Source organism: Amycolatopsis sp. cmx-8-4 (genome assembly GCF_046548675.1).
GTDB lineage: Bacteria > Actinomycetota > Actinomycetes > Mycobacteriales > Pseudonocardiaceae > Amycolatopsis.
Window position 1 is genome coordinate 1 of record NZ_JAEBDZ010000062.1, and the last position, 11970, is coordinate 11970.

8 protein-coding genes and 2 pseudogenes are annotated in these 11970 nt (G+C 68.9%); 6 read left to right on the top strand and 4 right to left on the bottom strand.

The annotated features are described in order from the left end of the window. Positions 1-6 precede the first annotated feature (6 nt). The gene (locus ACLJQZ_RS47960; protein WP_410628368.1) at positions 7-909 is read left to right on the top strand and encodes a TRM11 family SAM-dependent methyltransferase; all 903 of its coding nucleotides are present in this window, start codon (positions 7-9) and stop codon (positions 907-909) included. A gap of 128 nt (positions 910-1037) precedes the next feature. On the opposite strand, the gene ACLJQZ_RS47965 is transcribed toward ACLJQZ_RS47960, so the two are convergent. Then, a complete protein-coding gene (locus ACLJQZ_RS47965; protein WP_410628355.1) occupies positions 1038-1490 on the bottom strand; it encodes a DJ-1/PfpI family protein in 453 nt (150 codons plus the stop codon). Between ACLJQZ_RS47965 and ACLJQZ_RS47970 the strand changes: the two genes are divergently transcribed. Beyond that, positions 1429-2535: a serine/threonine-protein kinase gene (locus ACLJQZ_RS47970; RefSeq protein WP_410628357.1), complete on the top strand. Its 1107-nt coding sequence runs from the start codon at positions 1429-1431 to the stop codon at positions 2533-2535. The two genes, ACLJQZ_RS47965 and ACLJQZ_RS47970, sit on opposite strands and share 62 nt — an antisense overlap. 91 nt (positions 2536-2626) lie before the next feature. On the opposite strand, the pseudogene ACLJQZ_RS47975 reads toward ACLJQZ_RS47970, so the two are convergent. Both ACLJQZ_RS47975 and ACLJQZ_RS47980 read right to left on the bottom strand, forming a co-directional pair. Then, positions 2627-2945 (bottom strand): annotated as a pseudogene (locus ACLJQZ_RS47975) (VOC family protein); the annotation flags it as partial. Between the two features lie 386 nt (positions 2946-3331). Further along, complete coding sequence (locus ACLJQZ_RS47980) at positions 3332-3631, bottom strand: hypothetical protein (RefSeq protein ID WP_410628359.1); 300 nt, start codon at positions 3629-3631, stop codon at positions 3332-3334. A gap of 60 nt (positions 3632-3691) precedes the next feature. Here ACLJQZ_RS47980 and ACLJQZ_RS47985 point away from each other — a divergent pair, with 60 nt between their 5' ends. Beyond that, complete coding sequence (locus tag ACLJQZ_RS47985; RefSeq protein ID WP_410628361.1) at positions 3692-9250, top strand: hypothetical protein; 5559 nt, start codon at positions 3692-3694, stop codon at positions 9248-9250. A gap of 17 nt (positions 9251-9267) precedes the next feature. Here ACLJQZ_RS47985 and ACLJQZ_RS47990 read toward each other — a convergent pair whose 3' ends face one another. Continuing rightward, positions 9268-10257 (bottom strand): NUDIX hydrolase, encoded by a 990-nt coding sequence (locus ACLJQZ_RS47990; protein ID WP_410628363.1) that lies wholly within the window; start codon positions 10255-10257, stop codon positions 9268-9270. A 320-nt stretch (positions 10258-10577) separates the two neighbouring features. Between ACLJQZ_RS47990 and ACLJQZ_RS47995 the strand changes: the two genes are divergently transcribed. From ACLJQZ_RS47995 to ACLJQZ_RS48005, 3 genes and pseudogenes are all read left to right on the top strand, one after another. Continuing rightward, entirely contained in the window at positions 10578-10910 is a 333-nt protein-coding gene (locus tag ACLJQZ_RS47995; RefSeq protein WP_410628365.1) for a hypothetical protein, read from the top strand. Between the two features lie 24 nt (positions 10911-10934). Further along, positions 10935-11228 (top strand): hypothetical protein, encoded by a 294-nt coding sequence (locus tag ACLJQZ_RS48000; protein ID WP_410628366.1) that lies wholly within the window; start codon positions 10935-10937, stop codon positions 11226-11228. Positions 11229-11480: 252 nt separating this feature from the next. After that, positions 11481-11850 (top strand): annotated as a pseudogene (locus ACLJQZ_RS48005) (transposase); the annotation flags it as partial. Between the last annotated feature and the right edge of the window lie 120 nt (positions 11851-11970).

An 11970-nucleotide genomic window follows, 5' to 3' on the forward strand; every position in this document is an offset into this window, starting at 1 on the left:
TCCACGGTGATCAACACCGAAACCGTCACCCGAGGGCCGTTGACCAGCGCAAACGACGCGCCGACAGGACACCCGACTGGGGATTTTCAGAGAGCAGGACTGGCCCTAATCACAGAGCGCCATCACCCCGCGGTCGCGGCGTACGCGATCCGGCACTACACCCGGCCCGGCGAGCTCGTGTTCGACCCGATGGCCGGCTCCGGCACGACACTGGTGGAGGCCATCGACGCCGGGCGCCGCGCGGTCGGCGTGGAGTACGAGCCGCACTGGGTGAGCGTCGCCCGCGCGAACCTGCGATTGGCGCGCCGACGTGGGCACGAGCACGACGCCGAGATCCTGCGCGGCGATGCCCGCAGGCTGCCGCACTTGCTGCCCGAGCGCTACCACGGGCAGGCCGCTCTGATCGTCACTTCACCGCCGTACGGGACCTCCACCCACGGGCAGGTTGTCACCGCGACCACGGACTCACCGGACGGGAAGGTGCACAAGTTCCACCACCGCTACGGCAGCGCCCTCGACCGCGGGAACCTGGCCAACGTCGGCCACCACCGACTGCTGGCCGGGTTCACCCGCGTCCTGATCGGCTGCGCGGCCGTGCTGCGCCCGGGCGGGCACATCGCGATCACCGTGCGCCCGTGGCGCGAGCACGCCGAGCTGATCGACCTGCCCTCGCAGATCATCGCCTGCGGCCGTGCCGCCGGCCTGATTCCGGTCGAACGGTGTGTCGCTCTGCTGGCGCGGGTCGCCGACACCGACCTCGTCGTCCGTGGCTCGTTCTTCCAGCGCGACTTCATTCGCAAGCAGCGCGAGCAGGGGTTGCCGTTGCACCTGATCGCGCATGAGGACGTCGTCGTGCTCCGCAAGCCACTCGCTCCGGCCGCCGCCAAGCAGGCCGCGGTCCCGGCTTGATGCGGACCCGCAACTCTCATTTGTGCGGCAGGCGGCATGAGCAGTACTTCGATCCGTGCCACCGCGATGGGGCGGGCGAGTGCGTAGCGAGTCCCGCGGCTCGCAGCGGCAGTCCGGGTGCCAAGTGTTCACGGCCGCCGCCACACCGCACCGCGCTGCTCGTACTCCAGCACGCCTTCCGCTCCGACTGCGGCTGCCGCGCCCAGCTCTCGGGTGATCAGCCGGAGCGGGAGGTCCAGTCCCGAGGTGACGCCGCCCGCGGTGACCAGCTCGCCGTCGTCGACCACCCGGGCGTCGATCACCTGGGCCTGCTGGGCGGCCAGGTCGGCCTTTGAGAGGTACTGCGTGGTGCACGGGCGGCCCTTGGTCAGGCCCGCCGCCGAGGGCACCATGACGCCGGTGCAGACGCCGGCGACGAGGACGCATTGTCGGCTCGACCGGTAATTGCGCCGGGCGTGTTTGCGTGGGCCACCGTGGCGGGTACCGGAGGGGTGGCCGAGCCGGATGGGGGCCTGCCCGATGTCGAACGAGGTGATGGCCGGGCGGTACGAGCTCGGGCCGCTGATCGGCCGGGGAGCCACCGCCCGGGTCCACCGGGCCGTCGACCGGGAGCTGGGGCGCGCGGTCGCGGTCAAGGTCTACGACAGTCACGTGGTGGCCGTCGAGCAGCTGCGCCGGGCGCGGGAGAAGACCCTGCTGGCGAGCGTGCAGCACCCCGGGATCGTCGCGGTGTTCGACAGCGGCACGGAGGCGGACCGGCCGTTCCTGGTGATGCAGCTGGTCGAGGGGGAGAACCTCGCCGAGCGGTTGTGCGCCGCGCCGTTCACCGCGGCGGAGGTGCGCGAGCTGGCGGTCCGGCTGGCGGAGGCGCTGGCCCACGTCCACGCCCGCAACATCGTCCACCGCGACCTCAAGCCGACGAACGTCCTCCTCGGTCCCGACGGCCCGGTGCTCACCGACTTCGGCACCGCGCACGCGCTGGACGCCACCCGCATCACCGGCACCGGCCTGGTCACCGGCACGGCGGCTTACCTGGCGCCAGAGCAGATCCTGGGGGAGGCGGCCGGGCCGTCGGCCGACATCTACGCGCTTGGCCTGATTTTGCTGGAGTGCTTGACGGCGCAGCTGGAGTTTCCGGGAACCCTGGCCGAATCGGCGACGGCCCGGCTGCACCGGGGCGCCGCGGATTCCGGAGGGAACACCGGCGGCGCTCGCGGATGTGCTGGTCCGGATGACGGTGCGGGAGCCTGGGGACCGACCGAGCGCGGAGGAGGTCGCACGGTTGCTGGGTGGGGCCGAGGTCGAGACAACCGGGTGGCTGCCGAGCGCGGCCGCGGTGCCACCCGTCGCTCGGGCGACCGGCCGGCGGCGTGCGGCGGCCGCGGCCGGTGGTCTGGTGAGCGTGGCCGCGGCGGCCGTGGTCGCCGCGGTGCTCACCAGGCCGGCCGACGCCGGGACCACGCCGGCGCTCTTGCCCGCGGCCGCGCCGCCCACCAGCTCCGTCGTGGTTCCCTCTTCGGTCACGCTGGCGCCGCCGTCGGCCGTGGTGATGGCTTCGTCGCGGGCGGCGGCGGCCGTGGTCGACGTGGCCCGCCCGAAGCCGGGTCCGGCCAAGCCCGCCCGTGACCCGGCGCCGCCCGGCGGCGGTCCGCAGAAGCCGGGCGGTGACCGGCACCCGGACCCCGGGCCGAAAGGCAAGCCGTAACGCCACCGCGGCTCAATCCAGGCAGAACTCGTTGCCTTCGGGGTCCGCCAGCACGATGAACCCGGCGCTGAGCGGCGGTTCGGGCTCGAAGCGGCGTACCCGGCTCGCGCCGAGGGCGACCAGCCGGGCGCACTCCGCTTCGAGCGCCGACGTCCGTTCCTCGCCCTGCAGGCCCGGTGCGCTCCGGACGTCGAGGTGCACCCGGTTCTTCGCGACCTTGCCCTCCGGCACCTGCTGGAAGAACAGCCGCGGCCCCCCGGCCTTCGGGATCTTCCACGGCGGGCTGCACAGCGGCGGGACCGACCACTACGCGCACGTCCGCGTCGAACTCTGGAGCTCGCCGCCGGGTGCAGCGGTGGCCGGTTATGGGCACGCGCGGACCCGAGCTCGTGCTAACTGGGGACAAGGTGTGCCTGGCCACCACTGTCGGCGGTCCCGTCGTCCACCTTCCGGGGCACAGCGTCCGTTATCTTCCCCTGCCTCGGCCGGGGAGGTACCTCGCCGACGTGACGGTGCGCGGACACGCCGCCGCGGCGCGGCTTCCGGAGGCGAACTGGCGGCACGGTGTGGAGAGGTGGATCATTCGGCTGATCACGCCGTAAGAGTGGGCAGTATCGTAACGCGCACCGCGTACCCCACGACCTTGTGGGCGACCGGCCTGCCCACAACTGCGAGCTTTCGCCCCGACGGTAGATGATCAAGAGGTACACGGTGGACTCAGAGTTGCGCTCTGCCATTGAGCTCCATGGGGAATTCGCGGAGGAAGCACTGCAGTTGTGGTTCCCGGATGCCAAGACCTACTTCGAGAAGATCCGTCCTGGTCGGTCCGGCGTGGAACTGGCTCGTCTCGACATCAGCGGGGATACGGCCGACCTGAGCCCCGGTTCCTACGTGTTCCGAGTCGGTCCCACCGAGGACGATCTGACAGCCCCGAACGAATTCAAGGCGCACCGGCTCATCCGTCAGGCAGATGAGGCCTTCGCCGCCGAGCACGTACCGCGACTGTTCAAGCTTCACCCGTCCAGTGGTACCGGCGAGCGTCTCGTCGCCTCGCTCCACGAGACCGCCGGTGGGAGCTTGAGCCGGTACGCACCTCCCAGCCGGGAGTCGACCGGCCTGGCCGGTATCGCCGAGGACCTCGCCCGTGATCTGATGGCCGCTTGGTCGCAACCCAACGTCATCGAGCAGGTCACGGCGTCCGAGTTGCTCGTCGGTGTCCTCGGCGAGGACCGCGTCGAGACCTGTGTGTCGATCGTGAGGTCGATCTTCGACGGCAAGGAAGTCGTGGTCGAGGACGGCCACGCCTTCATGAACCCCTCGATGATCTTCGACCCCGCCGACGACCGGTCCCTGCCGGTCATGGGCGCCACGGTTCACGGTGACCTGCACATCGGCAACCTCCTGGTGCCGCGCAGCGAATCCATGAACCAGGACGACCGCGGGTTCTGGATCGTCGACATCGACCAGGCCCGCCAATCCATAGCCGGCTACGACCTCGCGTACCTCGAAGTCAGCGTCCTCGTGAACTACTACGAAGACATTCCGCGCCCGGTCCTCTCCCGATGCCTCCAGCGTGCGGAGGAAACGGCGCAGAGCCCGGTTCCCGACGGCTACGGCTGGTTGAACGCCTTCCTCAGCTCCTCGCGCGCCGGCTTCACGTCGTGGGTGGAGCGCCAACCGGGACGGTCGGACGATCTCCGGAGGCAGATCCTGCTGACGCGGATGATCGCGGCCCTGCGGTGGGCGTGCCGATTCGAGTCCTCCAGCGCCAAGGCCAGGATGTGCGTTGCCTACGCCGCCTGGTACGCGACGAGGCTGAACCTGGAATTCCCGGGTCCCGGGGAAACCGCGCCGGTAGCCGCCGATGCGGATTCCGGGGCACACGACGAGCTGTGGGAATCGCTTTGGCACACCTTGTCCGGCTTCGCTCCGCGGGCGGCGCGTTACGTCTTGGTCGCCGAGCAACTTCCCCGGCAGGACTCCCTGGCGGCACTCGGCCGCCTGCCGTGGTCGGCCATCGTCGACCTGGACCCGATGTCGGACCGCGACGGTCTCCGCGCCGTGGCGGGGCCCGTGCTGGACACGCAGCGCGCCTCGCACGTGTTCGTCGCCGAGCGACCGCAGGTGGACTTCAACGAAGGAACGGCCTGGCTGCTGGCTGCCGGATCCACGCTGCGCCGCGAGCCCCAGCTCGCCTTCCGCGAATGGGTTTACCAGCGCCTCGACGCTGTTCGGCAGCTCACCGCCGCGCTCCACTCGGCAACGGGGGACGTGCCCATCGTCGTCGTCCTGCTGGCGGGCGGTACCGACAACGCCCAGGACAGCGGCCGGGACCGCATGCTCAAGGTCGTCGATGTGATGGACGAAATGCTGCGTGGGGCGGCGACCTTCATCCACGTCGGAGTGGCGCAGCTCGAACCGCCGATCCCGGTCAACACCGTCCCGCTCCCGGTGCAGCAGCTCCTCGATCGGCTCGCCGAGACCGTGGGAAGCAGCGCCACCGAGCGCAGTTACGGCCTGCCGACGATCTCCGGGAAGACCGTTCCGATCGCACCGGACACGCTCCAGTCGTTCCAGGAGCACTTGAACGTCCTGCACCGGGACATCGACATCATGTCCCCCTCCGCCGGCCAAGGGGGGAACGACGCGTTCTGGCGAGGCGGGCTGATCAGCTGGGCGGACCTCGAGGCGGGGATCGATGTGCCCCGCTCCGTGCACGCGCCGCTGGTCAGTGCTCTCCAGGAGAGCCTCGACAGCCACCGGACCCGTACTGTCGTCCTCGAACACCAGCCTGGTGCGGGCGGGACGACGGTCGCGCTGCGCGCCGCTTGGGATCTCCACCAGCTGCACCCTGTGGCCGTGCTGCGGTCCGGTGTCGCGATCGACGCCGCGCGGGTTCCGCTCATCGCAGACCGCCTGCACAAGCTCTTCGTCATCACCCAGCGGCCGGTCCTCCTCGTCGCCGACGGGAGCGATCTGTCCGAGCCCTACCGCGAGGCGCTGTACCGGGAGGTCGCCTCCCGGGGCGCCCGCGTGACGATGCTCTACGTTCGGCGCGTGTTGCGGCCGCGGGACGACGCGCCGCTGGCGGTCTCCGAACCGCTCAACGGGGTGGAAAGCGACGCCTTCGGCCGCCGGTACGCCCAGCTGACCGACGACAAGCACCGGAAAGACGAGCTCCGGCTGCTGCAGACCCCCAGTTACGCCAAGTACCGCACGCCGTTCTTCTACGGGTTGATCACCTTCGAGCGCGAGTTCACCAAGCTCGAGGGGTACGTCCGGACCCACGTCAGCCAGATCCGCGGCCGGGTGCGCGAGGTCCTGCAGTACCTGGCGCTGGCGACCATCTTTTCGAACACCGGCCTCCAGGTGGAGGTCCTGCAGAAGCTGATGCGCATCTCGCGACCGAACGCCGACATCAGCCCGGACGACCTGGTCGGGCCGGAGGCGGCCCGCCTCATCACGGTGCGAGCCGGCCGGGTGCGGCTCCTGCACCAGCTGCTCGCCGAGCAGGTGCTCTCGGAGCTGCTCGGCGACGGGGGGTGGGAACACCACCTGAAGGACCTCGCGATCGACCTGGTCGAAGCACTCGCGATGAACACCGATCCCGCGGCCGAGCCGGTCCGCGTGCTCCTGCGGCAGATGTTCGTCGATCGCCAGGGCGGGATGGTGGACGGCACCGAAGACCGCGGTGGGTTCGCGCCGCTCATCGAGCGCCTGGACGACATCAACCCGAGCCTGGGCCACCAGGTGCTCAAGACCCTCACCGATCACGTACCCGAAGAGCCGCACTTCTGGAACCACCTCGGGCGTCACCAGATGTACCGGTTGGAGCGCGACCTCGACAAGGCCGAGGAGTACGTCGGCAAGGCCGTCGAACTGTCGCCCCACGACGCTCTGCACCACCATACGCTCGGTCTCGCGCGGCGCAGCCGCATGCGCCAGGAGATCCGTCGCGCGAGGCACCAGGGCCTCCACGCCATGCTGACCGTCACCGACGAGTGGTTTTTCCGGACCGTCGAGTGCTTCACGACGGCGCGTGACCTCAGTCCCGACAACATCTACGGCTACATCACCCACGTCCAGGCGATCGTGGACGTGGCCCGCAACCTGAAGGAGATGTCCGACGTCCGCTCAGTGGCCGAGCTGACCGCCGACGCCGGCGAGTGGGTCATGGAGCACCTCACGGTGGCCAACGAGCTCCTGGGGACGGCCGCGCACCTGTACGGCACGCTCGACCAGCGGGACAACTACATGACCCGGTGCGAGGCCGACATCAGGAGCCTCTACCACGACCTCGACTCCGTGGTGGCGCTGTGGGAGCGGGCCGCAGCGAGCACACGCAGTTCCCCGACCGTGCGCCGGGCACTGGCCCAGGCCTACTACGTGCGCGGGAACCGGAGCTGGCGCGAACTGACGACGGCGGAGCTCTACCGCATCGTGGAGCTCGCCAACAACAACCTCGCCCGGCAAGGCAACAAGGAAGAGGACTACCGCCTCTGGTTCGAGGCGTACAAGCTGCTGCCGGACTTCGACGTCGAAGAGGCGATCTCGAAGCTCCACGGCTGGTCGTCGAAGTTCCCGTCCTGGCGCGCCCACTACTACAAGTACTGCCTGCACTTCTACCTCTGGTTCCAGGGGCGGACCAACGACACCGAGCGGTTCCGGCTGGAGCAGCAGCTCGCCCAGAAGCACATGCTCGGCCGGACCAAACGCTCCCACCTGTGGCTGGCGAAATCTCCCGGGTGGTTCCCCCTCGTGGCGGAAACCGACCTCGGCCCCTGGAGCCGTCCGGAGGGTTTCTGGAGCGATACGTCGCTCCTCCAGCGGGTGAACGGGGTCATCGACTACATCGACGGTCCGCAAGCGGGGTGGATCCAGCTCGCGCCCGGCGCTACGGCCTTCTTCGTACCGAGCGTCCGCGACTTCCAACGGGACAGCGACGAGAACGAGCCCGTCAACTTCTTCGTGGGCTTCAGCCCGGAGGGCCTGCGCGCGTGGGATGTGGAGCGCGGTCATTCCCCGGCCGCGGTCGACGCGCGAGCGGACGACACGGTCGCGGCCGATCGTCTCAGCCCTCGTCCGGTCCAGGACGTGCCGATGCGCACCGTCTCCCGCCGCGCGGAGGAAATCGGCAGCGAGCGGGTCGTGGCTTTCTGCGTCGCCTTGCTGGAGGTGCACCGTTCGGTCGACGAGACGCCCCTGTCATTCCTGGAAGTGCGGGTGAAGGCGCGGTTCCGCGACGACTCGATCGACCTGAAGCGGGTCCTCGGTCAATCTCCGCTGGTGGTGCTCACGCCGGATGCCGACCCGGTCGTGCACCTCGTCGACGGCGGTGACGGCGACCGGAACCGCGACGAGTCGCTCACCTCCGAAGGGCGCCTGCTGGGACGCATCCTCTTCCTCAACGATGCAGAACGCTGGGGGCTCATCACCCTCGACGACCAGCGGAACCTGCGGTTCGAATACTCGAGGGTCGAGAACGAGGAGGCGAGCGGGCCACTCGTGCGCGGACAGGTCGTCCGCTGCGTCTCGGTGATGGGCGCGAGAGGCGCGGACGCTCGCGATGTCGAGCTGCTTCCGAAGACGTCTTCGCTGGTGGACGGCGAAGTGGTGCCGGTAGCGGACCTGGCGGGCCGGGTCGAATCCGACCTGCGAGCGGAATTCGAGCGGCGGCTCGCCGGCGACGAAACACACGTGCGGGTCGCGGATCTCCGCGACTGGCTCGAATCCCGGTACCCGGCCGGGGCGCCGCTCGCGACGCGACTCGGGGTCAAGACCCTGGACCAGCTTTGGGACCGGTACCAGTGGCTGATCGTCAGCGGCAAGAATGACGGCAAACGTGCCCGGCTGCGCAGCGGGGTGACTTTCGGCCGCCTGCCGGTCGACGCACCGGGAGCTGACGCGCCGGGAGCCGACGGAGGAAAAGCCCCGCTCGATGACTTCGCCACGGTCCTGGGCCGGGTGGTGCGACGCCTCCACGAGCCCACGGGCAAATGGCCGCAGTTGAAACGTGTGGAGAAGGAGATGCGGACCGAGCTCGGTTCGCGGTTCCGCCAAGTCGTCGGTGGGTCCCTTCAGGATCGCATCGCCGGTGCCTCCGGTTGGAAGCTGGCCAAGTGGCGAGTGGTTCCGGTACCGGGACAGACCGCCGCGTCCACCAAGGCGACGGGATCGTTCGCCGGCGTGCTGGCCGAGGTGTTCAACGACGTGCAACGTGCGGGGACGGAGCCAAGCCTTCAAGTGCTCGGTGGCGTACTCCGTCAGCGAATGGGTCAGGAAGCCTACGCGTCGGAGGTCGAATCGAGCCTGAAGCGCCGGATCGAGCGAGAGGCGGGCTGGTCGGCGACAGAGGTACGACCCGGCGTGTACGTCCTGTCCGGCTCGGCAAACCCACCCGGACGCCCCGATGCGGTGAGCGAGCTCGGTGATCACCTCGAGAAGGTGGTGGCGGAACTGGAGAGCGAGGGGCTGCCGCTCGCGATGACGAGTGTCGGCGGCCGGCTCAGAGCGCGGATGGCCGAAGAGACGTACCGGGCGATGGCGGGGAAGTCCCTGCACAAAGCCGTGATCGCTTTGGGGTGGACGGTCGCGGAGATCCACCCCGGCTACTGGGTGATGTCGCGGACACCCTGATCCACGATCGGGTATCACTACATGAGCAACGGGACCACCACCGCCAGCACCAGGCCGAGGATTCCCACCGCGAGGCCCCAGAACTCCAGCGGTCGTGCCCGGGCGGTCGTCACCAGCCAGTTCTGCTGTCCGCTCGCCTGTACGCTCGGCCCGAGCTCCTTGATGCCGTCAGCCAGAACCGAGTTCAGCATCCGGAGGCCCGTCACGTTGATGGTCCGCCCCTCGAACTCGCCATCGCCGGACAACACCAGGGACTCCGGGACCCACGACGCGTTCGGTCCGGCCGCCAGGTCCGCCCGGGTCGAGCGGAGGTGGAAGAAGGTGATGCGGTAGTTGGTTGCCGCGCCGTTCGTGCGCGAGACCTGGGCGACATCGACCGTACCGAGCTCGGTCAACCGGTCTGTCGCAGTGTCGAGAACGAATCCCGGCAGTTCCTCCTGCAATTCCCGCACGGCGACTTCCCGCGGGCTGCCGTCCCCCCGCCGACCGTGACCGCCCGGAAGCTGGTACTGTCGGCTGCCGTCGTCGTATAGCAGCAGGAACTGGCGTTCCCGCCCGTGGCCGATCCGGTTGACGACGATCTGGGAAACCGCCGCGCTGCGGATGGTTTCCGCGGCGGGGTCGAGCCGGAGCCGTCGACGCTCCATCACGTACAGGAACTGCGTACCGGAAAGCACCTGCTCTTCGTCGTAAGGCGGATCGGCGGTACCGTTCCTGCCCCAGTTGTCGAGGATGGTGTGTTCGGATTCCAGGTATCTGGCGAGACTGCGCAGGAACAGGGCGGCGTTCGGTGTCGCCGCCCTGACCAGCTCACGCCCGGCGTCGTGCCGGACCTCGAGGACGCCGAAAACGTTGAGGAACGAGACGAGCAGAGCCCCGGCCGCCGTCGAATCGCCACCCAGCCCGGCCACCCGGCAGATGTCCGCCACGGCAACCGGGCTCTCGTCGTTCCCGGGTATCGCCCTGATCGCTGCGGCGGCCGGTGTCGTCGGCCTCGGTTGAGCCATGCTGGAAGAATATCGCTACTCGGGCTCACGCCGTGCGTGCGCGCCGGTGGGGTGCCGTGGGTCGTGCTGAACTTGCCCTGGCGTGGGAACCGCGGAAGAGTCGGCACCGTCAGTATTCGGGGAAGCAGGCGGAGGGGGCGCGGTGGCGGACTTGCCGACATCGAGCGGATGGTCGACGACTGGGAGCGGGACGCGGCGGTGAAGTCGCAGCGCTACCAGGCGATGCAGGCGCAAGTGGAGCACATGTCGCTCACCGGCGCGGTAGCGGGGGGCGCGGTGAGTGCCACGGTGGGCCCAATGGGCTCCCGACTGCGATCAAGATGACCGATGGTGTCCGCTCGATGAGCCCGGACGAGATCGCGGCCAACGTCATGAAGGCGATCCGGAAGGCCCAGTCGCAGTACCCGGACAAAATGCGCGAAATACTCGCTGAAACGGTCGGCGACGACGACACGGCCCGGCACCTCGCGGAGACCGCCGAACGGAATTTTCCGGACCCGCCGGAGGAGGACCCCGAGCTGCCGCAGGAGCCGCATCGCCGGTTGTACGAAACCGAGGAGGAGGGCTCCGGGCCCAAGCCGCCCGCCGTGCCGCGTCGTCCCGCTCCGCCGGACGACGACTTCGGCGACCGCACGTTCTCGCGGCGAGACTAGCGTTCCGGCGAAGAGGGGGCGGGCATGCCAGACGGAGGGTTCAAGGTCCTCAGTGAGAAACTCGGCTCGGACGAGAGCAAGGTGCGCAGCTTCGCCGAGCGTATGACGACGGCGGTGGACGCGGCGCGGGCGGTCACCATGGACGACAGCGCCTACGGCGTCATCTGCCGGCCGTTCGCGACGATGCTCGACCCGTTCGAATGTTGCATGCCTGTTGAATTGAGTTCGGGCAAAGTCTACTGCATGCCGCGCCCTCGGATCGTCTCCTCGGCGACCTCCCGCTGCCACCCCAACGACGTCGCCGGTCCTGGAACTTGACCGTGGACATCCGCCCGTAGAACGCGAACCTCAGCCCATGGCCCTCGATGGCCTGTCGGCGGCGCCTGGCGCCGGCTCGGCGCGGGGGTACAGCGCGTGTCATGATAATTCTACGGGCTATATTGATCATCGTGCACCTCGGTGCTTGAGGCGGGTTCGGGTCGAGAGCGGAACGTGGTCGCCCGGCACCGATGACGAGCTTAGAGTGTGTCTTACGTGGTGATCGACCACTCGTGAGCGATGATCTTGGTTGTGGTTGATCGGTTGTCGTTGCGGTTGGTGCCGGATGAGCTGTGGGAGCTGGTCGAGCCGTTGATCCCGGTGTTCGCATCGCGTCCGCAGGGCGGTGGCACTGCCCCGGTCGATGCTCGGGCAGTGTTCACCGCGATCGTGTATGTGCTGACCAGCGGGTGTGCGTGGCGGGATTTGCCGCCGTCGTTCGGGGTGCCGTTCCAGACCGCGCATCGCCGCTTCAGCCAGTGGACCAAAGATGGGCTGTGGCGGCAGTTGCACCACGCGCTGCTGGACGAACTTGGCAGCCAGGGCCTGCTCGGCTGGAGCCGCGCGATCGTGGACGGTGCCTGCGTGCGGGCCAAAAAGGGGATCCCTGACTGGTCCTAGTGTCTCGTGATCCTGTTGTCATTACTTGGCGTTGTTGTCGACGAGTTTCTTGATGTTGGCCTGGACGAGTCGGACCTTGGCCAGGATTTCGTCGGCGGTGGCGGTCCAGGTGAAGGGCTTG

Excerpts from the sequence above, each read along its gene's own strand:
- ACLJQZ_RS47970 (WP_410628357.1), top strand. The coding sequence starts at position 1,429 with ATGTCGAACGAGGTGATGGCCGGGCGGTACGAGCTCGGGCCGCTGATC.
- ACLJQZ_RS47990 (WP_410628363.1), bottom strand. The coding sequence starts at position 10,257 with ATGGCTCAACCGAGGCCGACGACACCGGCCGCCGCAGCGATCAGGGCG.
- ACLJQZ_RS47995 (WP_410628365.1), top strand. The coding sequence starts at position 10,578 with ATGACCGATGGTGTCCGCTCGATGAGCCCGGACGAGATCGCGGCCAAC.
- ACLJQZ_RS48000 (WP_410628366.1), top strand. The coding sequence starts at position 10,935 with ATGCCAGACGGAGGGTTCAAGGTCCTCAGTGAGAAACTCGGCTCGGAC.